The sequence below is a fragment of the Collinsella aerofaciens genome (genome assembly GCF_039062365.1).
Taxonomy (GTDB): domain Bacteria; phylum Actinomycetota; class Coriobacteriia; order Coriobacteriales; family Coriobacteriaceae; genus Collinsella.
In genome coordinates this window covers 1-23,490 of the sequence record NZ_JBCJBI010000005.1, presented here as the reverse complement: position 1 = coordinate 23,490, position 23,490 = coordinate 1, and the positions used below count along the sequence as shown (strand labels likewise).

18 protein-coding genes and 1 tRNA gene are annotated in these 23,490 nt (G+C 61.1%); 14 read left to right on the top strand and 5 right to left on the bottom strand.

The features are described from left to right. Positions 1-10: 10 nt before the first annotated feature. Positions 11-262, bottom strand: coding sequence for a ferredoxin family protein (locus ABCN01_RS03885; RefSeq protein ID WP_158564522.1), 252 nt, complete (start codon positions 260-262; stop codon positions 11-13). Between the two features lie 600 nt (positions 263-862). Here ABCN01_RS03885 and dnaK point away from each other — a divergent pair. From dnaK to ABCN01_RS03860, 5 genes are all read left to right on the top strand, one after another. Beyond that, positions 863-2,755, top strand: coding sequence for a molecular chaperone DnaK (gene dnaK, locus ABCN01_RS03880; RefSeq protein WP_342996963.1), 1,893 nt, complete (start codon positions 863-865; stop codon positions 2,753-2,755). Between the two features lie 2 nt (positions 2,756-2,757). Next, positions 2,758-3,600, top strand: a complete 843-nt coding sequence (locus ABCN01_RS03875; RefSeq protein ID WP_118270891.1) for a nucleotide exchange factor GrpE — start codon at positions 2,758-2,760, stop codon at positions 3,598-3,600. 108 nt (positions 3,601-3,708) lie between these two features. Further along, positions 3,709-4,674, top strand: coding sequence for a DnaJ C-terminal domain-containing protein (locus tag ABCN01_RS03870; RefSeq protein ID WP_342996962.1), 966 nt, complete (start codon positions 3,709-3,711; stop codon positions 4,672-4,674). Positions 4,675-4,746: 72 nt separating this feature from the next. Beyond that, complete coding sequence (locus tag ABCN01_RS03865) at positions 4,747-5,163, top strand: heat shock protein transcriptional repressor HspR (RefSeq protein ID WP_342996961.1); 417 nt, start codon at positions 4,747-4,749, stop codon at positions 5,161-5,163. A gap of 305 nt (positions 5,164-5,468) precedes the next feature. Beyond that, entirely contained in the window at positions 5,469-7,769 is a 2,301-nt protein-coding gene (locus ABCN01_RS03860) for a hydratase (protein WP_342996960.1), read from the top strand. A gap of 416 nt (positions 7,770-8,185) precedes the next feature. Here the strand turns inward: ABCN01_RS03860 and ABCN01_RS03855 are convergent, their stop codons facing one another. Further along, entirely contained in the window at positions 8,186-8,833 is a 648-nt protein-coding gene (locus ABCN01_RS03855) for a hypothetical protein (protein WP_342996959.1), read from the bottom strand. A 541-nt stretch (positions 8,834-9,374) separates the two neighbouring features. Between ABCN01_RS03855 and clpB the strand changes: the two genes are divergently transcribed. Both clpB and ABCN01_RS03845 read left to right on the top strand, forming a co-directional pair. Beyond that, on the top strand, positions 9,375-12,002 hold the full coding sequence (clpB, locus tag ABCN01_RS03850) for an ATP-dependent chaperone ClpB (protein WP_055310051.1): 2,628 nt from the start codon (positions 9,375-9,377) through the stop codon (positions 12,000-12,002). A 133-nt stretch (positions 12,003-12,135) separates the two neighbouring features. Beyond that, positions 12,136-12,330 carry a hypothetical protein gene (locus ABCN01_RS03845; RefSeq protein ID WP_342996958.1) on the top strand — a complete coding sequence of 65 codons (195 nt, stop codon included), beginning with the start codon at positions 12,136-12,138 and terminating at the stop codon, positions 12,328-12,330. A gap of 120 nt (positions 12,331-12,450) precedes the next feature. Here the strand turns inward: ABCN01_RS03845 and ABCN01_RS03840 are convergent, their stop codons facing one another. The 3 genes from ABCN01_RS03840 to ABCN01_RS03830 all read right to left on the bottom strand — a co-directional run bounded on the left by ABCN01_RS03840 (position 12,451) and on the right by ABCN01_RS03830 (position 15,918). Then, positions 12,451-13,947: a hypothetical protein gene (locus tag ABCN01_RS03840; RefSeq protein WP_342996957.1), complete on the bottom strand. Its 1,497-nt coding sequence runs from the start codon at positions 13,945-13,947 to the stop codon at positions 12,451-12,453. Between the two features lie 237 nt (positions 13,948-14,184). Beyond that, positions 14,185-15,192, bottom strand: a complete 1,008-nt coding sequence (locus tag ABCN01_RS03835; protein WP_342996956.1) for a DUF5692 family protein — start codon at positions 15,190-15,192, stop codon at positions 14,185-14,187. Positions 15,193-15,255: 63 nt separating this feature from the next. Then, the gene (locus tag ABCN01_RS03830) at positions 15,256-15,918 is read right to left on the bottom strand and encodes a TetR/AcrR family transcriptional regulator (RefSeq protein WP_342996955.1); all 663 of its coding nucleotides are present in this window, start codon (positions 15,916-15,918) and stop codon (positions 15,256-15,258) included. A gap of 188 nt (positions 15,919-16,106) precedes the next feature. Between ABCN01_RS03830 and ABCN01_RS03825 the strand changes: the two genes are divergently transcribed. The 7 genes from ABCN01_RS03825 to ABCN01_RS03795 all read left to right on the top strand — a co-directional run bounded on the left by ABCN01_RS03825 (position 16,107) and on the right by ABCN01_RS03795 (position 23,240). Continuing rightward, positions 16,107-18,884, top strand: a complete 2,778-nt coding sequence (locus ABCN01_RS03825; protein ID WP_342996954.1) for an FAD-dependent oxidoreductase — start codon at positions 16,107-16,109, stop codon at positions 18,882-18,884. Between the two features lie 96 nt (positions 18,885-18,980). Beyond that, positions 18,981-19,409 (top strand): hydrogenase maturation nickel metallochaperone HypA/HybF, encoded by a 429-nt coding sequence (locus ABCN01_RS03820; protein WP_343014197.1) that lies wholly within the window; start codon positions 18,981-18,983, stop codon positions 19,407-19,409. A 337-nt stretch (positions 19,410-19,746) separates the two neighbouring features. Next, complete coding sequence (locus ABCN01_RS03815) at positions 19,747-20,736, top strand: PTS sugar transporter subunit IIB (protein WP_148332486.1); 990 nt, start codon at positions 19,747-19,749, stop codon at positions 20,734-20,736. Positions 20,737-20,754: 18 nt separating this feature from the next. Continuing rightward, positions 20,755-21,573: a PTS mannose/fructose/sorbose transporter subunit IIC gene (locus tag ABCN01_RS03810; protein WP_271739911.1), complete on the top strand. Its 819-nt coding sequence runs from the start codon at positions 20,755-20,757 to the stop codon at positions 21,571-21,573. A gap of 16 nt (positions 21,574-21,589) precedes the next feature. Next, positions 21,590-22,510: a PTS system mannose/fructose/sorbose family transporter subunit IID gene (locus ABCN01_RS03805; RefSeq protein ID WP_022094170.1), complete on the top strand. Its 921-nt coding sequence runs from the start codon at positions 21,590-21,592 to the stop codon at positions 22,508-22,510. Between the two features lie 120 nt (positions 22,511-22,630). Then, positions 22,631-23,029, top strand: coding sequence for a DUF956 family protein (locus ABCN01_RS03800; protein WP_055310059.1), 399 nt, complete (start codon positions 22,631-22,633; stop codon positions 23,027-23,029). Positions 23,030-23,164: 135 nt separating this feature from the next. Further along, positions 23,165-23,240, top strand: a tRNA-Arg gene (locus tag ABCN01_RS03795). The last annotated feature ends 250 nt before the right edge of the window (positions 23,241-23,490 follow it).

Sequence of the window (23,490 nt, the reverse complement as noted above, 5' to 3'; positions counted from 1 at the left end):
GGGGGAGTTGTTACTCCTCGACGATCTCGGTGATCGCGCCGGCGGGGCAAGCGTCCTGGCAAGCGCCACAGGCGACGCAGGAGTCCTCGTCAGCGACGGTAGCGACGTCCTGGAGCTCCAGAACGCCAGCGGGGCAAGAGTCGACGCAAACGCCACAAGCGATGCACTCGTCGGCATCAATTACGGGATGAGCCATGGTAGTTTCCTCTCTGTTGACCGACGCTACAGGCGATGCGCGTCGGTTTGATTCGGGCAAAAACATACCACGGGAGCGACCGTTTGCAATACCCTCTGACCGGCATCTTCATACCGTTCGCCGAGTATGCCACGGCTTACTAAAAAACGCGCAGGTGGGGCCGTTGAGCTGCGCAAATGTTAGCTAAAGGTGACTTGAAATATTGAGCTATTGAGCGCGCCTGCGGAAAGGGCATCCCGTTATTTGGTCGAAAAACGGGTCGCAGTTTCCGGTTGGACCGCCCGGCGGAAGCTACGTCCCAGAATTCGCGCTCAGACCGGGACACAGTTTCCGGTTGAGCGCTCAACCGGAAACCGCATCCCGAAATCGACGCTCAAAACGGGACGCGCTTTCCCCAAGGCCGCCCCAGACTGCTCCACACGCCCCAAGCTCGCACCTCAGTCAACTCTACATAGATCTCAATAGATTTGCCGAGAACTCAAACAGTGCATCTACCTGCGCATTTAAGAACCTAAACTCTCAACAACAAGAAATCTTATATGAATTGACTTAGATTTTGTATATTCCGGCCCATAAGGGGATACACTACATCCTGAAAGACAAGCCGAAGCACCGCGCGGCAGACCGCCGAGTCGGTGCAAACGCACAAGAGAGAGGGAATTTCTAATGGGTAAGATTCTTGGTATCGACCTTGGTACTACTAACTCCGCAATGGCCGTTCTCGAGGGCGGTTCTCCGACCATTATCGTGAACGCCGAGGGCGACCGCACCACCCCGTCCGTCGTGGGCTTCCGTGCCGACGGTGACCGCGTCGTGGGTAAGGCTGCTAAGAACCAGGCTGTCACCAACCCCAAGAACACCGTGTTCTCCATCAAGCGCTTCATGGGCCGCAAGTACTCCGAGTGCACCTCCGAGATCAAGACCGTGCCGTATGAGGTCAAGGAGGGCCAGGGTGGCCGTGCCGTCGTCGACATCGAGGGCAAGGATTACACCGCCGAGCAGGTGAGCGCCATGACGCTCGCCAAGATGAAGGCCGACGCCGAGAAGTATCTGGGCGAGACCGTCACCGACGCCGTCATCACCGTCCCGGCTTACTTCAACGACGCCCAGCGTCAGGCCACCAAGGACGCCGGTAAGATCGCCGGCCTCAACGTTAAGCGTATCGTCAACGAGCCGACCGCTGCCGCTCTTGCCTATGGCCTGGACAAGCAGGGCACCGACCAGCGCATCCTGGTCTTCGACCTGGGCGGCGGCACCTTCGACGTCTCCATCCTCGACCTCGCCGACGGCGTGTTTGAGGTTCTGTCCACCTCGGGCGACAACCACCTGGGCGGCGATGACTGGGATCAGCGCGTCATCGACTGGATGGCCGATAAGTTCCAGCAGGAGAACGGTGTCGACCTGCGTCAGGACCCCATGGCCCTGCAGCGTCTGAAGGAGGCCGCCGAGAACGCCAAGAAGGAGCTCTCCGCCGCCCAGCAGTCCACCATCAACCTGCCGTTCATCACCATGAACCAGTCCGGCCCGCTGCACCTCAACTACACGCTGACCCGCGCCGAGTTCGAGAAGATCACCCGCGACCTGCTCGAGCGCTGCAAGCAGCCTGTCACCAACGCCCTGCGCGACGCTAAGCTCAAGCTCTCCGATCTGACCGAGGTCATCCTCGTCGGCGGCTCCACCCGCATGCCCGCTGTCCAGGATCTGGTCAAGACCATGACCGGCAAGCAGCCCAACATGTCCGTGAACCCCGATGAGGTCGTTGCCGACGGCGCTGCCGTCCAGGGCGGCGTGCTCACCGGCGACGTCGAGGGCATCCTGCTGCTCGATGTTACCCCGCTGTCTCTGGGCGTCGAGACCATGGGCGGCATCATGACCAAGATGATTGACCGCAACACCACGATCCCGACCTCCAAGACCGAGGTCTACTCCACCGCTGCCGACAACCAGACCAGCGTCGAGATCAACGTGCTCCAGGGCGAGCGCGAGCTTGCCCGCGACAACAAGTCGCTCGGTAAGTTCCAGCTGACCGGTATCCCGGCTGCCCGCCGCGGCGTGCCGCAGATTGAAGTCACCTTCGACATCGACGCCAACGGCATCGTCAAGGTCTCCGCTAAGGACAAGGGCACCGGCAAGGAGCAGCAGATCACCATTTCCGGCTCCACCGCTCTGTCCGACGACGAAGTCGATCGTATGGTCAAGGACGCCGAGGCTCATGCCGAGGAGGACAAGAAGCAGAAGGAAGAGGTCGAGGTCCGCAACCAGACCGATAGCCTGTGCTACTCCACCGAGCAGACCCTCAACGAGCTGGGCGACAAGGTTTCCGCCGACGTGAAGTCCAAGGCCGAGGCCGCTATCGCCGACGCCAAGAAGGCGCTCGAGGGCTCTGACGTCGAGGCCATCAAGGCCGCCGGCGAGTCCCTGCAGTCTGTGGCCTACGAGCTGGCCCAGGTTGTCTACGCCGACGCTCAGCAGCAGACCGACGGTGCCGCCGGCGCCCAGCCTGCCGACGATGACGTCGTCGACGCCGACTACGAGGTTGTGGACGACGAGGACAAGTAATCATGTCCGCCCGTAAAGCTCGCACGGAGGCGGCTGCCGCTGGCGCCGCCCCCGTTGACTCTGAGGAGAAGGACGTGAAGATTCCCGTAGAGGCCGTTGACGATACCGAGGCCAATGAGGCCCCGGCCGCCGAGGCTGCCGAGAACCAGGTAGAGGATTCTAACAAGGAGGCGACGATGACCGAGGACGAGATGGTGGAAGCCGCTATCCGCGCCGGTGAGGAAGCCGCCGACAACGACTTTAAGCTCAAGTTCGAGCAGGCCCAAAAAGAGCTTGCCGACGTGCGCAACGAGCTCGATGCTGCGGCAGAGGCTCAGAAGGCCGCCGAGGACAAGGCGAAGGACGCCACCGAGCGCACCGCCCGTTTGCAGGCCGACTGGGAGAACTTCCGTCGCCGCACCGCCAACGAGCGCATCGCCGAGCGCGAGCGCGCGACCGAGAAGCTTGTCACCGCGCTGTTGCCGGTGATCGACGATATCGAGCGCGCGATCGACCATGCCCGCAGCCAAGAGCTTTCCGACGACTTTAAGCAGTTCGTCGATGGCGTTGACGCGGTACATGCCAAGCTGCTCGACGTGTTTGCGCACGAGGGTGTTGAACCCATCGACCCCAAGGGCGAGGCGTTCGATCCGCTCGAGCACCAGGCTGTAGGCCGCGTCGAGGACGCATCGCAGTACGACGAGACCGTCAACGACGTGTACCAGAAGGGCTACCGCATGGCGGATCGTATCCTGCGTTCCGCCATGGTGACGGTGACTTACGGTGGCGAGAAGCGCCCCGCACCGGAGCCCGAAGCGGCGCCCGAGGATGCTGCGGCCGATACGGCCGAGAGCACCGAGGAGTAATTGAGAAGGGCCCCGGGGCAACACCCGGGGCCCTTTCTGGCCAAGTGCCATATGACAGCATGAGCCGTCGTCTGCATGGACGGCGGACGTAACAGGAGAGGAGCTACGATGGCTGCAGGCAAAACCTTCTATGACATCCTGGGCGTATCCAAGAGCGCCTCCGACAAAGAGATCAAGAGCGCGTTTCGCAAGCTCGCGCAAAAATATCACCCCGATGCCGGCGGCGACGAGGCCAAGTTCAAGGAGATTAGCGAGGCCTACGAGACGCTTTCGGACGAGAAGAAGCGCAAAGAGTACGACCAGATGCTCATGTTCGGCGGCATGCCGGGCGCAGGCGGCGCGCATGGCGGCGGCTACGGTGCCGGCGCGGGCGCCAGCGGCTGGGGCGACATCTTCGACAGCATCTTTAGCGGCAACGGCGCTTGGGGTAGCGATTGGGGCTCGGGCTTTGCCGGGGCTGCGGGTGCTGCCGGTGCCGGCGCGGGCCGCAGCCGTGCTCGCAAGGGCGGCGACCTGTCGCTGACCGTCGATGTGACGGCCGAAGACGCGTTTCGCGGCGTGACGCACAAGGTCACCTATCGCATTCCCTCGACAGGCGAGCAGCAGACCATTACGGTCTCGGTGCCTGCGGGCGCGGTCGACGGCGGCAAGCTACGCTACAAGCGTCGCGGCGAGTATGGCGTTGCCGGCGGCGAGCGCGGCGACCTGGTCGTGACCACGCATGTGGAGGAGCACCCGCTGTTTAAGCGCAAAGGCGCCGACGTGACCATGGAGGTACCGGTCTCGGTCTACGAGGCGGCGCTCGGCTGCACGGTGGAGGTGCCGACGCCCGGCGGTGCGACGGTTCGTCTGAAGGTGCCCGCGGGTACCCAGACGGGCAAGAAGTTCCGCTTTAAGGAGATGGGTGCGCCCGACGTTAAGCACCGTGGCCGCACGGGTGCGCTGCTCGTCGAGATCAAGGTGCAGGTTCCCACGAGTCTGTCCGACGACGAGCGCGATGCCATGACCAAGCTGCGCGAGGCCGACACGCGCGATTATCGCGAGAAGGTCAACCGTTACAAGGCGACGTACTAGGGCGGTCGCGGCGCACGCCCACGCTCGCGGGCTTATGATGGACGATAACGAGACGGAAAGGGGTCAGGTAGCATGGCCGAGGACAATAGGAACAAACCGCTGTACATGATCAGCGTGGCGGCTGAGCTGACCGGCATGCACCCGCAGACTCTGCGCGTCTACGAGTCCAAGGGCCTGGTGAATCCTCAACGCTCGGGCGGTAACACGCGCCTGTATTCGCGTGCCGATATCGAGCGTCTGGAACTCATCAACCAGCTGACCGACGAGGGTATCAACCTTGCCGGCGTGGTGCGCATTCTCGATATGAAGGAGCGTGCCGAGGAGCGCGAGCGCGAGAACGAGAGGCTCCGCGCCCGCGTGCGCCAGCTCGAGGACGAGCTGCACGAGTACAAGATGCAGAAGAAGATCACCGCCCTGGCCCCGCGCGACGGCTCAGTCAATCCCGAGCAAGTCATGCGCAAACTGCTAGGTACGGGTGGCGACCTATAGCTCCGCCGACGCTGCCGGGCACTCATTGGGGACGTACTTAAATGAGTGCCCACAGAATGAGAGTGGATAATTTCCCGTTTTTGGCCTATGTGCAGGCTCAAAGTGGGAGATTATCCACTCTCGTCATTTCGGCACTTGGTGACACTCCCTGCGCCAAACCCGTCTTCCCGCCCCCGGCTTGCCCTTTACTTTACCGAGATAAAGTGAACGCGCAGATTCGTAGCCCACTCGCAACCGTTCTATGGCACGATATTGAACGAATGTATGCTATGCGCCCAAATTGTTTGGGCAGAGTGGGAGACAGTATGGTCAAGCTGTACGAGGACGGCATCTACCTGCGCCGTGGCAGCGAGGTTGTGCCTGCGGCCGAGGCTGCTGAGCGCGGTATTACGCAGACGCCCGAGGATGCCAAGCGTGGCACCATCGCGTATTCGATCCTTCAGGCACACAATACGTCCGGCGACCCCGAGGCGCTCAAGATTCGCTTCGACGCCATGGCGAGCCACGACATCACCTTCGTCGGCATCATCCAGACGGCGCGTGCCTCGGGCATGGAGCAGTTCCCGCTGCCCTACGTGCTCACCAACTGCCATAACTCGCTGTGCGCCGTGGGCGGCACCATCAACGAGGACGACCACGTCTTTGGTCTCTCGGCTGCCAAAAAGTACGGCGGCATCTTCGTTCCGCCGCACATCGCCGTCATCCACTCCTTTATGCGTGAGAACTTCGCCGGTTGCGGCAAGATGATTCTGGGCTCCGACTCGCACACCCGCTACGGCGCCCTGGGTACCATGGCCGTGGGCGAGGGCGGCGGCGAGCTGGCCAAGCAGCTGTTGCGCGACACCTACGACGTTGCCTATCCCGGCGTCGTTGCCATCTACCTCACGGGCGCCCCGCGTCCCGGCATCGGCCCGCACGACGTGGCGCTCGCCATCATCCGCGCCGTCTTTGCCAAGGGCTACGTCAAGAACAAGGTCATGGAGTTTGTGGGCCCGGGCATCGCGAGCATGACGACCGATTACCGCAACGGCGTCGACGTCATGACCACCGAGACCACCTGCCTGTCGAGCATCTGGGCCACCGACGAGGACACGCACGCGTTTTTGACCATGCACGGCCGCGGCGACGACTACCGCGAGCTCAAGCCCGCCGATGTTGCCTACTACGACGGCTGCGTCGAGGTCGATCTGTCGAGCATCAAGCCCATGATCGCGCTGCCGTTCCATCCTTCCAACGGCTTTGAGATCGACGAGCTCAACGAGAATCTCGAGGACATCCTGCACAAGGTCGAGCTCGAGGCTGCCAAGATCGGCGAGGGCAAGACGCACTTTAGCCTGCTCGACAAGATCGTCGACGGTAAGCTACACGTGCAGCAGGGCGTTATCGCCGGCTGCTCGGGCGGCAACTACGACTCCGTGGTCCAGGCTGCCCGCGTGCTCAAGGGCGCCAACACCGGCTGCGGCGAGTTCTCGCTGTCGGTCTATCCCACGAGCCAGCCCGTGGCGCTCGAACTTACGCGCCGTGGCTATATCTACGACCTCATGGAGGCCGGTGCGATCGTTCGCACGGCGTTCTGCGGTCCGTGCTTTGGCGCCGGTGACACGCCTGCCAACAACGGCCTTTCGATCCGCCACACTACGCGCAACTTCCCCAACCGCGAGGGTTCCAAGCCGGGCAATGGCCAGTTGAGTGCCGTGGCCCTGATGGATGCCCGCTCCATTGCGGCGACGGCTGCCAACGGCGGCGTCCTGACACCGGCGACCGACCTGCCCGAGGAGACTTGGGACGAGGCCTGCGAGTACACCTTTGACGACGCGCCGTACAAAAAGCGTGTGTACTGGGGCTTTGGCAAGGCGGAGCCTGCCGACGAGCTGGTCGAGGGTCCCAACATCAAGCCGTGGCCCGCGATGGAGCCTCTCGGCGACGACATTCTGCTCAAGGTGTGCTCCAAGATCATGGACCCGGTCACCACGACCGACGAGCTCATTCCCTCGGGCGAGACGAGCTCCTTCCGCTCCAACCCGCTGGGCCTGGCCGAGTTTACGCTCAGCCGCCGCGACCCTGCCTACGTGGGCCGCTCCAAGGAGGTTGATGCGGTGGAAAAGCGCCGCGTTGCCGGCGAGGCAGCAGGCGACCTGACCGCACTCGATGCCGGGCTTGCCGGTGTGTTTGAGGCGCTGGCTGGCGCGGGTGTCGCAGCCGACGCCAAGGCGACCGAGTACGGCTCCATGCTCTACGCCAAGAAGCCGGGCGACGGTTCTGCCCGCGAGCAGGCTGCGAGCTGCCAGCGCGTGATCGGCGGCCTGGCCAACATCGTCCACGAGTACGCCACCAAGCGCTATCGCTCCAACGTGATGAACTGGGGCATGGTGCCCTTCCAGATGGAGGCGGAGCCCAACTTTGAGGTGGGCGACTACGTCTTTGTGCCGGGTATCCGTGCCGCGCTCGACGGCGACCTGAAGGACATCGCCGCCTACGTGGTGCGCGCCGACGGCACGGTCGAGCAGATTGAGCTCTACATTGCCGATATGACGGCAGAGGAGCGTGCCATCGTCAAGGCCGGCTGCTTGATCAACTACAACAAGTTCAAGGCCGCTGCCGAGTAACGCACTTTATTGTCCGCCCGGGGCTTACCCTTTCCCGCCCGCTCACGCGCTTCGCGAGGGTCGCGTTCGGGAAAGGGTAAGTCCCGGGCTACATTTCTGCGTTCTCGTTGGGTCTTGAGGGACACTAATAAATGGGCTTGCTTGATGCCGCCTCTGTTATCGGGGTGGCTTCTTTTTGTCGAGAACCACCACAAAGGGGACAGGCGCCTTTGTGGTGGTTCACGGTTTGTCTCGTTCTGTAACAGGTAGACCCTTATTTGCCGAGCGGTTGTTACAGATCTAGATAAACGGGCACCGCTGAACAATTCATCTCGATCCGTAACATCTGGACCCAAAAACGGCCGCTAGATGTTACAGATCGAGACAGCGGAACATCGGAACCGAAACCACCACAAAGGTGCCTGCCCGGCGGGTCCTTATTTCGATGGGGTCCAGGTTATTTCATCGTCAAATAGCCAAGTGCGTGCCGAACCACTGTTGCGCGCTGTCTGCGGATCGGGCTCGCAGGTCTGTTCGTAGGCATCCTCGGTACACCGATCCATAAAATCGACGACTGCCGTCTGGTCGCCCTCCATGACATAGATTACGTCGCCATCCGAGATATAGACCCCCGGTCCTTCATTGTCCACGTAGCCGGGGTCGTATGAGACGTTGCACAGCCTGCTCCCGTTTGCCGCATCGAGTTCAAGGGTCGAATAATACCCGCCATTCATTTGGATTTTCTTGGCTCGATATATTATGGCGCCGTACCACCGCTTAAACGTCTTGCCTTTGAATAAACTGGTTGCCTCGCCGATAAGCTGCTCATCTTGGGTATAGCGCGTGGCTCCAAGTTCGATTCGGGGATAGTTACTGACCCCAAGCGCTGCGGGCGTACCGTCGAAATCGACGGTGATCGAATCGGGTTTGACGATATCGGTGAGGACCTCGATGGGATAGATTACGGTCTCAACCGCCGCCTGCGTCGCAGAGGCGGGGAGAAATGCGAGATAGATAATTCCTACGCCGGCTGCGGTAATCGCAAACGCTAAGACGAGCAGGCCGATATAGGTGGAGCGTTTCACGGCGAGTACCTCGCAAACAGTATGCATTCATTAAGATAAGTGATACCAGCTTACGACAATATTCAAAAGAAAGCGACCGCCCGGAATGAGAGGGCTAAAAGGCCCTATTGGGCTTCGATTTGGGATCGCCAAACGTAGACTGGGCTTGATACCGCCTCTTTTAATCGGGGCTGATTCTTCTCTGGACCACCACAAAGGGGACAGGCGCCTTTGTAGTGGTTTCGTTTGTCTCGATTTGTTACATCTTGGCCGCTAAAAGTGGGCCTGGTGTTACAGATTTAGATTTTTGATCCGGGTGTTTTCTGTTCGTCTCGATTTGTAACAGATAGAGCTCTATTTGCTGACTAGATGTTACAGATTGAGATAGTAAGGGGACGAGGCCGCAGCTGGTGAGCGTGCCTACCCCTATCACTTAATCACTCAGAAAATCTTATATATAGAGACTTAGATTTGTGTATAAGATCGTGCAAAGCTGGCAACAATACTTCTCGAACAACGTGAAGCCGCCCCGTAGGGCGGCCACCCCAAGAGAGGTGATTCCATGAGAATCGATAAGCTAGCAATGACGTCGCGCGAGGCGCTGCAGACCGCCATGAGCACGGCTGCCGACGCGCAGGCCGGCGCGGTGGAGCCGATTCACCTGCTGTCTGCCCTGCTCGGTGCCGGTGAGCGCAATATCTCCGTGATTATCGAGCGCATCGGTGCCGACCCGGCTCAGCTCGCACGCTCCACACAAGATGCCATCGACCATGCGCCCAAGGTTTCGGGCGAGGGTCAGCAGATGGGCCTGTCCAACGAGCTCGTCCGCGTCATCGAGAAGGCCGAGAAAAAGGCCACCAAGATGGGCGACAGCTTTGTGGTGACCGAGCATCTGCTGATGGCGCTTGCCGAGGACAAGGGCGAGGCGGGCCGCGTGCTGCGCGACGCCGGCGTCACCAAGGAGCGCATCGAGCAAGTCTACGAGGAGCTGCGCGGCGATGACCGCGTGACGTCCGCCGAGGACAAGACGCAGTTTGAGGCACTGGAGCAGTACGGCCGCAACATCTGCGACCTCGCCCGCGCCGGCAAGCTCGATCCGGTCATTGGCCGTACCGACGAGATCCGTCGTACCATCCAGGTCCTGTCTCGCCGCACCAAGAACAACCCCGTGCTCATCGGTGAGCCGGGTGTCGGCAAGACGGCCATCGTCGAGGGCATCGCCCAGCGTATCGTGGCCGGCGACGTGCCGAGCACCCTGCGCGACCGCGACCTCATCGAGCTCGACATGAGCGCGCTGGTCGCCGGCGCCAAGTACCGTGGCGAGTTCGAGGATCGCTTGAAGGCTGTACTCAAGGAAGTCCAAAAGTCCGAAGGCAAGGTCATCCTGTTCATCGATGAGCTCCACACCATCGTGGGCGCGGGTGCCACCGAGGGCTCCATGGACGCCGGCAACATCCTCAAGCCGGCGCTCGCCCGTGGCGACCTGCACGCGATCGGCGCGACCACGCTCGACGAATACCGCAAGTACATCGAGAAGGACGCGGCGCTCGCCCGTCGTTTCCAGACCGTTATGGTGAGCGAGCCTACCGTCGAGGACACCATCTCTATCCTGCGTGGCCTCAAGGAGAAGTACGAGATCTTCCACGGTGTGCATATCACCGATAGCGCGCTCGTGGCAGCTGCCGACCTCTCCGATCGCTACATTGCCGACCGCTTCCTGCCCGACAAGGCCATCGATTTGGTCGATGAGGCGGCAAGCCGCCTGCGCATGGAACTCGACAGCATGCCGGTCGAGATCGACGCCACCACGCGTCAGCTCACTCAGCTGCAGATCGAGGAACAGGCGCTCATGAAAGAGACCGATGACGCCTCCAAGGAGCGTCTGGAGGCCCTGCGCCAGGAGATTGCCGAGGTCCAGGAAAAACTCAACGTGCAAAAGGCCGGCTGGCTCAACCAGAAGAACGCCATCGACCACGTGCAGGAGCTCAAGGGACAGCTCGACGAGGCCAAGAGCGAGGAGGAGCGTGCGACGCGCAACGGCGACCTGGGTCGTGCGTCCGAGCTGCGCTACTCCGTGATTCCGGGCCTGCAGCAGCAGATTCAGGATTCCGAGGCCGCGCTCGAGGCACAAAAGCAGCAGGACGGCGAGGGCCTGAACGAGCAGGTGACCTCCGATGAGATCGCCGAGGTCGTGAGCGCTTGGACCGGCGTGCCCGTGTCCAAGATGATGCAGGGCGAGCTCGACAAGCTGAAGGGCTTGGAGGGCGAGCTGCATAAGCGCGTCATCGGCCAGGACGAGGCGGTCTCCGCTGTCGCCGCGGCCGTGCGTCGCAGCCGTGCGGGCCTCTCCGATCCGGACAAGCCCATCGGCAGCTTCTTCTTCCTGGGCCCCACCGGCGTGGGCAAGACCGAGCTCGCCAAGGCGCTGGCCGAGTGCCTGTTCGATGACGAGCGTGCGCTCGTGCGTATCGACATGTCCGAGTACATGGAGAAGTTCAGCGTCCAGCGTCTGATCGGTGCGCCCCCGGGATACGTGGGCTACGACGAGGGCGGCCAGCTCACCGAGGCCGTGCGCCGCAGGCCCTACTCCGTGATCTTGCTCGACGAGATGGAGAAGGCCCATCCGGATGTCTTTAACGTACTGTTGCAGGTGCTCGACGACGGCCGTCTGACCGACGGTCAGGGTCGCCAGGTGTCCTTCAAGAACACGATCATCATCATGACGTCCAACGTGGGCTCCAAGGCCATCGCCGATCTGTCCGGTAAGGACGAGGAGGAGATGCGCCATCAGGTCGACGCCGCCATGGCTCAGACATTCCGCCCCGAGTTCCTCAACCGTATCGACGATATCGTGGTGTTCCATCCGCTCGGCATGGCGCAGATCGAGAAGATCGTCGACATCCAGCTCGCCGACGTCCGCGCGCGTCTGGCCAAGGAGCGCATGACGCTTGCCATCACCCCGGCGGCCAAGCAGATGCTCGCCGTGGGCGGCCTGGACCCGGTCTTTGGCGCCCGTCCGCTCAAGCGTCTGGTTCAGCGCGAGGTCGTGGATGCCATTGCGGCCGCTATCATCGACGGCACGGTGCGCGAGGGCGATCAGGTGACGGTCGATGTCGACAAGGACGGCGGCTTTACCGTCGTGTGCGACAACACGCCGGCGGCCACCTACGAGGTCCCCGACGCCGAGTAGATTTTTGGGGCCGGCTTTAAAACCGCCCCTCATCGCAAAACGCCAAGGGCGGCGGATCCAATTGGGTCCGCCGCCCTTTTTCGTGCGACAATCGATGATGTTGAGCATGAGTACATGGCAAGGAGATATGCAGATGAACGTCGAGATCAAGACGAACACGCCGGCGACTAACGCCGCGTCCGCCGCACCAAAGCCCGCACCGAAACCGGCGCCCAAGCCGTGCGACCCCTACATTCGTGCCGAGAACGAGGACGATGACGGTTACGACCCCTACAGCGACCGACGCCCCGAGCGTGAGCCGATGTTCGAAGCTGACCCGTGGCGCTGAGTGCCACCAAAAAGTTGCGGTGAAATAGGGACTGTTTTGCGGTTTGACCAGCAAAAACAGTCCCTATTTCACCGCAACTGCGTTAGGGGTGTGGACGTTGGGCGGCTGTCTTCGGGCTGGCTAGTCCTGGGCTTTGATGCTCGGTAGCAGGATCTGCGCGAGGTAGTCGGTCTCGAGTTTGGTCGCGGCGTCGGCTTTGCCGTCTTTGCCGACCAGTACGTTCTTGATCTGGCTATAGGTGTAGCGGTTGCCGGTCGTAAGCTCGACAAGCTCAATGGCCGTGTCCATGGGGTAGGTTGACACGGGATTCTGCGTCCGTCCGTTGATGGTCTGGGGCACCACGTACGGATAGACGGGGCCGCTGGCATAGACGGTATAACCGTTGCCCAGACTGACCGTGCCCAAAACCGTATCGCCGTCATCGGGCGTAAAGGTCTCGCCATCGCGCACGGCGACGAGCGTCACGAGCGGCGTATTGGCGTCGTCGCCCAGATAGATGCATAGCGTGCTGCCGTTTTGCCAAGTTGCGACCTTGCCGTACCACTCGACGGGAATATCGAGCTGGTAGAGGTCGGTTGCCTTGTGGCGAGCGTCAGCATCACGGGATGCCTGTGCCTTTTGCGCGCTCACGGCATTGACGGCGGCGTCACGTCGCGCGGTTGCTGCCTGCTGGAGCACTTTGGCAGCCGCGGCGGAGCTCGCACCGCCCTCTTCGGCATACTTGGCGGCGGCATCGATCTGGTCGTCAGTCACCGTGTCGGCCGAAGGCACCTTGAGCTTAAAGGTGGCCTGGGCACTTAAATCCTGTCCATCGCTCTTAACGGTGACCTGCGTCTTGGTGGTCGGGACGGTGTAGATGGTGCCGTCGGCCGCGATGGGGGAGGCAGCGATGGAGAGCGTGTAATCGCCGGGCAGCAGTTTGATGCCGCGGCCGTGCTCGTCAACATAGAGCGTTTCGCTCACGGAGGAGCCATCAGCGTCCTGACCGCTCACCTGTACGGGAATCTTGGAGCCGGCGGAACAGTCGAGGCCCGCGGCATGCACGCCAATCTGCACCGACATCATCGTGTGGGCATTGGCGGCGGTGATGGCAGCCTGCTCTTGCCGGTATCCGTTCCAGGCTGCGTAGCCTGCGCCGCCGGCGACGAGCGCGACGGCCACAACGCCGGCAACCATCAGGTTGCGGCGCTTGGGCGACATCTTACGATGACGAACCTCGGCTTCGCGTGCCGAAGGAACGGACGGTAGGGGAATATCGCCCATGGCGATGGTCTCGTCCACGGCAGGAGCGGAGCCCAGGCCGGGAAGCTCGCGGGTCAGGGAATCTTCGGCCGGCAAGCTGCCGAGCAAGATGGTTTCCTCGCTCGTGTCGGATTCGGGCTGGTCGTCGGCCTCGCATTCGGTGTCTTCGTGATCTGCCTCATCTTCGGCAGGCTCAACGTCGTCTGCATCCTGATCATCGGACTGCGCCTCGGCTTCCGACTCATCCTGCACATCAACGCCCGAATCGTCAAACGCAATCTCATCAAGTGAAATCCGGTCTAGGCTCTCCAGGGCTTCGGCACACGCTTCTGCATCTTGGGCCGCATTCTCTTGGCCCATCGTCTCATCATTCATACATCCCCCAAGCTCAATATCGGGACAACAATGTACCCAAAATTGGGGTCACATAGAGCTGTCAGGCGATTGGAAATCTGATTTTATCTGTGAGAGAGGTTTTGCATATGTGCGTGAATGCGCGCAGCAACAAAAAGCCCCGGAAAGCGGACGAATCGCTTTCCGGGGCTGCACATGACGCGCGATTGCGGCATCGGCTAAGTTTGCCTACATCCAAATGTGGACGGAATAAACATGTTACTCGGCGTGCGCGTAATCAGCCTTGGCGCGGCGAGCGGTGGCCTTCTCCCAATCGCTGGTGCCCTCAAAGACATCCTGCTTGTAGGGATTGCGGCCGAGCTTCTTGGCACGGTAGGCGATGTAGATGATCGCGGCGACGTTGGCGACCAGCGCGGCGACCGAGACCGCGGTGGCGGCGCCGGGGTCGAGCGTGGAGTGGGTCACAAAGATGGACTCCTCCTGGAAGTACGGGAACACCTGGGCAAACATGCACCAAATAGCAAGCGTAAAGGCGCGGTTCTGAATCCAGCCGCCCTTGTTCCAGATAAAGGCGGCGACGGTGGGCGCCAGCAGCAGCGCAAAGCCGCAGAACCAGGAGTGGGTGGGCAGGCAGTTGTAGGTGTAGCAGAAGTTCCAGATATCGTAGGCGATGATGTAGACCCAAGTCATGTCGGGCCACAACATGTCGGTCTGATCCTCGGAGGCGTAGACGCTCCACCAACCGGTCATGCAGAAGATGTTGATGATACCGGCGATGCCGTTGAACACGTTGTTCCAGCCGGCCAGCTGCGTGGCGCCCTCGGAGGTGACCCAGTTGGACTCGCCCAGGACAAAGAAGTGATAGGCGCTCTCGAAGTCGGACACGACGGCGATCATGATGTTGATGGCGACGATCACAAACGGCCACGCGCGGAACCAATGCGCCTTGCCGATCTTGCCCCACTGGTACTTAATGGCAATGAAGCCCCAGCAACCGGCCAGCGCCGCGTATACCTTGGCGTAGTGGAACCAGCTGTTCTGGTACACATGGGTGGGGTTGGTGAGTGCCCACTCGGCACCCTGCGAAACGCCGACGGCGATGGCGACGCAGTAGATGGTCATGGCCAGCGGAGCCACGCCAAAGATGATTGCCGCGCCCAGCTTGGTGCGGCGGCCGACCTCGTTGAGCACGATGAGGCCAATAAAGACCATGGCCCAGCCGGCCCAGTGGATAAGGGTATCGCTACCCCAAACATCGAACAGCATGCTGCTCTCCTTTCACACGCCCGCGGCCCCTCTTCTGATCGCGGGCAGTTTGGCCAAATGTCGTCAGTTCTGGGGCATGCGCTCCGGATACTTGGCGGTATAGCCCTCGATGTGGAGTGTCGAGGCGATGATTTCCTTGACCGTCTCGTCGGGCACATCGGGGTGCGTGCGGATATACATCAAAAGACCCATGATGAGGGTGTAGAACGTTTCGTAGACATGGTCGATGCGCAGCTCGTGATGGGCGACAAAATCAACCACGGTGGTGTCGCAGATGTACTGAGCCACGCGCTGAACCACGTTGTGCAAAAAGCCGCCGTAGAGCGCGCCGCTGCTCGAGGTCAGGGTACTCGGCAGCTCGTGGCCGCTGGCGACCAGGCGCTTAAAGAGCGGGGCGACGGTGTCGAGCGCGCCCTCAATATCACCGACGGTGCGGTTGGCATTCCACTGCTCGAGCTCGGAGATAAAACCGTCAATTGCCTCGTCCATGACGGCGGTGACGGCGGCGTCCATGTCGGCGAAGTAGTGGTAGAACAGCGAGCGCGTGCAGCCGGCTCGCTTGGTCACGGCCGATACCGATAGGTGGGACACGCCCAGCTCGGAGCTTACGGTGCGCACGGCGGTGAGGATCTCGCGACGGCGTTCGTCGCCCGTCAAGCGCTTTGCCGCGCTGTCGGATGCGGGGACGGCATTGACCGCAGAGGTATCTGCTGTGTTGTTGCCCATGCGTTTGCCGCCTTTCATCCGTTTGAGCCTGACCGTTCGCCTAACAGTCTTGAATATTGTTGACGGTTCGTCAATACTGTTTTTGACACAATGTCAACAATAACGGGTGAACGGCGTGGGGGCATGTCGAGCCCGTAAAAAGAGGGGCGCTGCGTGCCTGCCAGGCTGCGGCAAGAGAAGGGACGACTATGATTCTCAACGGACCGGGGATTAGCTACACCGAGCCCGATATCGGTGCGGAGTTTGTGCCGCCGCTGCCGGAGCATCCGCGCGAGGCCATCGTCAAACTGTGCGAGCACTGCACTAACCGCCTGCTGCATCGCGACGAGCTGCTGGGCTACGAGTACTGGTCGTTTGCCGAGGCCGCAACCGACGAGCAAGCCGAAGTGCTCTGCAAGATGAAGATGCGCCGTCCCTATACGCTGCCCGAGATGGTCAAGCTCACCGGCATGCCCGAGGCCGATATCGAAAAGATGCTCGACGACATGAGCTACACGGGTCTGCTCGAGTATAACTGGGAAAACCCCGAGCGCGCCAAGCAGTGGGTCCTGCCCATGCTGGTGCCGGGTTCTGCCGAGTTCCTCAACATGCGCGTGAGCCAGCTCGATGAGCATCCGGTCTACGCCAAGTTCTTTGAACAGGCATCCAAGGGTCCGCTGTCCAAGGCCACGCCGATGGTGCCGCCCGGAGGCGCCGGCATCGGCATGCACGTCATTCCGGTCGAGAAGGCCATCGATGCCGCGAGCACCTCGGTGCCTATTGAGCATATCGAGCACTGGCTCGACAAATACGAGGGTAAGTATGCCGCCAGCACCTGCAGCTGCCGCGCAAGCCGTCGCGTGATGGGCGAGGGCTGCGCCGACGACCCGGCCGATTGGTGCATCGCCGTGGGCGATATGGCCGACTACGTGGTCGAGACCGATCGTGGCCATTACGTGACCCGCGACGAGGTCTACGACATCCTGCGCCAGGCCGAGGACAACGGCTTTGTGCACCAGATCACCAACATTGACGGCGAGAACAAGATCTTCGCCATCTGCAACTGCAACGTCAACGTGTGCTACGCCCTGCGCACCTCGCAGCTGTTCAACACGCCCAACCTGTCGCGCTCGGCCTATGTCGCCAAGGTCGAGAAGGACAAGTGCGTGGCCTGCGGTCGCTGCGTTGAGGTGTGTCCGGCCGGCGCCGCCAAGCTGGGCCAGAAGCTCTGCAGCAAAAAGGCGGGCGGACGGGTGCCCGAGTATCCGCGCCAGGAGCTGCCCGATGCCACCAAGTGGGACCACACCAAGTGGTCGCCCAACTACCGCAACGACAACCGCATCGAGACGCATGAGTCCGGCACCGCGCCCTGCAAGACGGCCTGCCCCGCGCACGTTGCCGTTCAGGGCTATTTGAAGCTCGCGGCTCAGGGTCGCTATGACGAGGCCCTAGCACTCATTAAGCGCGAGAACCCTCTGCCCGCTATCTGCGGCCGTGTGTGCAATCGCCGCTGCGAGGATGCCTGCACCCGCGGCCGTGTGGACGCCGCCGTGGCCATCGACGAGGTCAAGAAGTTCATCGCCCAGCGCGATCTGGATGCCGCGACCCGCTATGTCCCGCCCGTGGTGACGCCGACGCGCGCTGGCGGCTTCGACCAGAAGATCGCCATTATCGGTGCCGGTCCGGCCGGCCTGTCCTGCGCTTTCTACCTGGCCGAGAAGGGCTACAAGCCCGTCGTGTTCGAGAAGAACGAGCGCCCGGGCGGCATGCTCACCTACGGCATTCCCAGCTTTAAGCTGCAGAAGGACGTTATCGAGGCCGAGGTCGAGGTTATTCGCCTGATGGGTGCCGAGTTCCGCTATGGCGTGGAGGTCGGTCGCGATGTGACGCTCGATGAGCTGCGCGAGCAGGGCTTTAAGGCCTTTTATGTTGCCATCGGCTGCCAGGGCGGCCGCCTTGCCGGTATTCCGGGCGAGGATGCCGAGGACGTGACCGTGGCCGTCGACTTCTTGCGCGAGGTCAACAGCGGCAAGATCGACGCGCTGCCCGGCCGCACCATCGTGGTGGGCGGCGGCAACGTGGCCATCGACGTGGCCCGCAACGCCTGCCGTCTGGGCTCCGAGCACGTCGAGATGTTCTGCCTGGAGAGCGAGGCCCAGATGCCCGCCAGCGAGGAAGAGCGTCGCGAGGCCATCGAGGACGGCGCGCACATCAGCTGTGGTTGGGGTCCCAAGGAGGTTCACCTGGACGAGTCCGGCCGTGTGTGCGGTATCACCTTCAAGCGCTGCACGCGCGTCTTTGACGACGAGGGCCGGTTTGCGCCCGAGTACGACGAGAACGATCTGCGTCGTGTCGATGCCGACCGTGTCGTCATGTCGATTGGCCAGTCCATTGTGTGGGGCGACCTGTTGGCTGGCTCCAAGGTGGAGCTTGGCCGCGGCCAGGGTGCTCTTGCCGATCCCCAGACCTACCAGACCGCCGAGCCCGACATCTTTGTGGGCGGCGATGTCTATACTGGTCCGAGCTTTGCCATCGATGCCATTGCCGCCGGTCACGAGGCCGCCGTCTCCATCCATCGCTTTGTGCAGCCGGGCTCCACGCTCACCATCGGCCGCAACCAGCGCCGCTACACCGCGCTCGACCGCGACGATGTCGTGATCGAGAGCTATGACAACGCGAGCCGCGAGGTGGCGCATGTTAACCGCGACCGCGAGAAGGCTGCGCCCTTTAGCGAGTACGTCGAGACCTTTACCGAAGAGCAGGTGCGCGCCGAGACCGCCCGTTGCCTGGGTTGCGGTGCCTCGATCGTCGACCCCAACAAGTGCATCGGCTGCGGCCTGTGCACCACCAAGTGCGCGTTCGACGCCATCCATCTGGATCGCGACCGCCCCGAGTGCTCCACGATGGTCAAATACGAGCAAAAGCTCCCAAGCCTGGGCAAGTATGCTTTGAAACGCGCCATCAAGATTAAGTTCGGTCGTAAATAGGTAACCATGGCGGGTAGGGGGACGGCGCAGACTAGATTTCGCCGTCCCCTTGCTTTGAGTTTGCATCGCATCAACCGTTGTTGAAAGGTTTCTACCTTGCACGAATTGGGAATCGTTTATCACATCATTCGCGATGTTGAGAACGTGGCGCGCGCCAATGGCGTGAGTCGCGTTTCGAGCGTCACGCTGCTGCTGGGCGAGGTCTCGGGCGTCGTTCCCGACTTGCTGCTCGACGCTTGGCGCTGGGCGGCAGATAAAAAGTCCATCACCGAGGATGCGGAGCTTATTGTGGAGCCCGTCGAGGCCGTGACACATTGCGAGGCGTGCGGCCGCGACTATTCGACAGTCGAGCACGGCAAGACCTGCCCCCATTGCGGCAGCGGCGAGACATACCTGCTGCAGGGCCAGGAGGTCATGATCAAGCAGATCGAGACCCCCGACGAGGACCCGGCAGACGCTGCTCCTGACGGTCCTTCCGACGCTCCCGACGCCGTCGACGCCGCCAACCCCATCCACATCGCCTAACATCCAATGACTGCATGGGCTAGAGTTCTAAACATATTTGCTTCGGTTAGTCAAGTCATGTCTGTTTAAACAAAATGGCGGCACGCAGACGCATTGGGATCCACCTAAAAGCGGTCTTAACGAACAGTGCACCTTTATATGTCTTTGAAAGCAATCGGAAAATCACGTTTTAGCAGGCAATGAGCTGTAAATCAGCAATGTAATCAATTTGTAACAAACTTAGACGTTTAAACAAATAATCCAACCTTTTGCGAATTTAGCTATAATTCCACAATCCAAACAGGTATACTCCTTTCATGTCGTGTAGGAAATACGTAGACAAAAAGGAGGTTATGTGATGGTAAGTATTGTTCTTGCTAGCCACGGGGACTTGGCAGCTGGAATCAAGCAGACGGGCTCGATGGTCTTTGGCGATCAGCCGTCTGTTGCCGTGGTCTCGCTCGAGCCGAGCATGGGCCCCGACGATTTCCGTGCCAAGGTCGAGGAAGCAGTTGCTTCCTTCGAGGACCAGGAGCAGGTGCTCTTCCTCGTTGATCTGTGGGGCGGCACGCCGTTCAACCAGATCAGCGGGCTCATCGAGGGCCACGATTCCTGGGCTATCGTCACCGGTGTCAACCTGCCTATGCTCATCGAGGCATATTCGCAGCGCTTTGACGCAAAGAACACTGCACATGCGATCGCAAAACATCTCGTGACTGAGGCTAAGGCTGGCGTGCGTGTCAAGCCCGAGTCTCTGGAGCCCGAGGAGAAGAAGCCGGCTGCGGCCGCCGCTGCTCCTGCAGGCGCCATCCCTCCGGGAACGGTCATCGGCGATGGGCACATCAAGATCGCCCACGTCCGTATCGACACCCGTCTGCTTCATGGTCAGGTGGCCACCACGTGGACCAAGCAGATCAACCCCAACCGCATCATCGTGGTTTCCGACGGCGTTGCTCACGACGAGCTCCGCAAGACCATGATCGAGCAGGCTGCCCCTCCGGGAGTCCATGCCAACGTCGTGCCCATCAAGAAGATGGCCGAGGTCGTCAAGGACACGCGCTTTGGTGACACCAAGGCTATGCTGCTCTTTGAGAACCCGCAGGATCTGCTCAAGGCCATCGAGGCCGGCGTCGACATCAAGGAAGTCAACATCGGTTCCATGGCTCACTCCAAGGGCAAGGTCGTCGTCACCAACGCCGTCGCTATGGGCGATGATGACGTCAAGACTCTCGAGGCCCTCAAGGCCAAGGGCGTCAAGTTCGAGGTCCGCAAGGTTCCTTCGGATTCCTCCGAGGATCTCGACGCCATGTTGAAGAAAGCTAAGGCCGAACTGGCCGCTCAAGCATAGTAAAGGAGGGTCCGATACATGTCTGCAATCACTATTCTGCTTGTTGCGATTGTCGCGTTGCTTGCCGGTATGGAAGGCATTCTGGATGAGTTCCAGTTCCATCAGCCGCTCGTGGCATGCACGCTTATCGGTCTCGTAACCGGTCACCTTCAGGAGGGCATCCTCCTGGGCGGTTCGCTCCAGATGATGGCCCTTGGCTGGGCTAACGTCGGCGCCGCCGTCGCGCCTGACGCCGCTCTGGCCTCGGTCGCCTCTTCGATCATCATGGTGCTCGCCCTCAACGGCGGCGCTACCGATCCGTCGAAGGCCGTTACCGCCGCCATCGCCGTCGCCGTCCCGCTGTCGGTCGCTGGTCTGTTCCTGACCATGATCTGCCGTACCCTGGCTACCGCTATCGCTCACGCCATGGACGGTTGCGCCGAGAAGGGCGACTTCGCCGGCATCGAGCGCTGGCAGTACATTGCCATCCTTATGCAGGGCCTTCGTATCGCCATTCCGGCAGTGCTTCTGTGCATCATCCCGGCCGAGGCTGTTACCAACGCGCTTAACGCTATGCCCGACTGGCTGTCCGGCGGCATGGCTGTCGGCGGCGGCATGGTCGCTTCCGTCGGTTACGCCATGGTCATCAACATGATGGCCACCAAGGAGACCTGGCCGTTCTTCATCCTCGGCTTTGTCCTTGCTGCCATCCCTCAGCTCACGCTGATCGCCCTTGGCCTCATCGGCATCTCCCTTGCCCTCATCTACCTTGGCCTTAAGGATCTGGCCAAGCAGGGTGGCGGCATGGGCGGTGGCTCCGGTGACCCGCTCGGCGACATTCTGAACGATTACGAGTAGGAGGGGAGTGATACATATGGCAGAGAACAAGATTCAGCTCACCAAGGCTGACCGCAAGAAGGTTTGCTTCCGTCATCAGTTCCTTCAGGGCTCGTGGAACTACGAGCGTATGCAGAACGGCGGCTGGTGCTTCGCAATGATCCCTGCGATCAAGAAGCTCTACACCAGCAAGGATGACCAGATTGCCGCTCTTAAGCGCCACCTGGAGTTCTATAACACCCACCCCTATGTTTCCGCCCCCGTCATTGGCGTTACCCTCGCTCTCGAGGAGGAGCGCGCCAACGGTGCCCCGATTGACGACGTCGCCATTCAGGGCGTCAAGGTCGGTATGATGGGCCCGCTCGCCGGTGTCGGCGACCCCGCCTTCTGGTTCACCCTTCGCCCGATTCTGGGTGCTCTGGGCGCTTCCCTGGCCCTGTCCGGCAGCATCGCCGGTCCGCTGCTGTTCTTCTTCGCGTGGAACATCATCCGTTACGCCTTCCTGTGGTACACGCAGGAGTTTGGCTACAAGGTCGGCTCCTCCATCGCCAAGGATCTCTCCGGCGGTCTGATGGGCAAGGTCACCGAGGGTGCTTCCATCCTGGGTATGTTCATCATCGGCGCCCTGGTCGAGCGCTGGGTGTCCATCTCCTTTACCCCGGTCGTCTCCAAGGTCACGCAGTCTGCTGGCGCCTTTATCGACTGGGCTAACCTGCCCTCCGGTTCTGAGGGTGTCAAGGAAGCACTGACGATGTATAACTCCATCGGTGCTAACGCCCTTGATCAGGTGAAGGTCACCACGCTTCAGGCCAACCTCGATCAGCTCATCCCCGGCCTTGCCGCCGTGTGCCTGACCCTGCTGGTCTGCAAGCTCCTCAAGAAGAAGGTCAGCCCGATCGTCATCATCCTGGCTCTCTTCGCCATCGGCATCATCGGTCGCGTCTGCGGCTTCATGTAAGCACGTTTCGGCTTAAGACCGAGAATTGCTAGGCAAGGGCTTTTGAGCCATTGAAACGGACCGCACCCGGTGGGTACACTGGATGCGGTCCGATTGTTTTATTTGGAGGGCGAGGCGCGCATGGCGCAATCTCAGAACAGCACGGTCGATCTGGCAACGCCGGCAACCTGCCTGATGGGGCTTACCAGCCACGGTAACGTGATGGTGGGCAATAAGGCGTTCGAGTATTACAACGAGCGCAATCCCGAGGATTATATTCAGATCCCGTGGGATGAGGTCGACTATATTGCCGCCGAGGTTTTGCGCGGCACCAAGAAGATCACGCGTTTTGCCATCTTCACCAAGGACAACGGTCACTTTACGTTTTCGACGCGCGACGACAAAGAGACGCTTCGTGCGGTCCGCAAGTACGTCGACGAGGACAAGCTCGTGCGTTCGCCCGACTTCATCGATGTGACGGCCAAGGGCGCTAAGAGCATTCCTTCCGTCATCAAAGGCCTCTTCCACAAAGGCAACTAGCTCTTCACAAGTTGCGGTGAAATAGTTCCTAAATACGGCTTTAGATGCTTTAGGCAAGAACTATTCCACCGCAACTTCGAAGTCTAGTCATGCGACGTATGGCGATGCAGTAAATCTGCTACACTAGTACAACATGCCTCCGTAGCTCAGGGGATAGAGCACCGCTCTCCTAAAGCGGGTGTCGACGGTTCGAATCCGCCCGGGGGCACCAGAGGAATATCGAGCCCGGTACCGCTATGGTGCCGGGCTCTTCTGGTCTAAGGGCAGGATTCGGACCGTCGGCACCCGCGTCACTCATTTCCCCGCGGGGGGAGTTTTCGAATCCGCCCGGGGGCACCAGAGGAATATCGAGCCCGGTACCGCTACGGTGCCGGGCTCTTCTGGTTCAAGACTTTAGTCTGCTGGCCGCGCAGCGGCCAGCTTTAAACCACCCGCTACGCGGGTGGAGACAAACGGCTTTA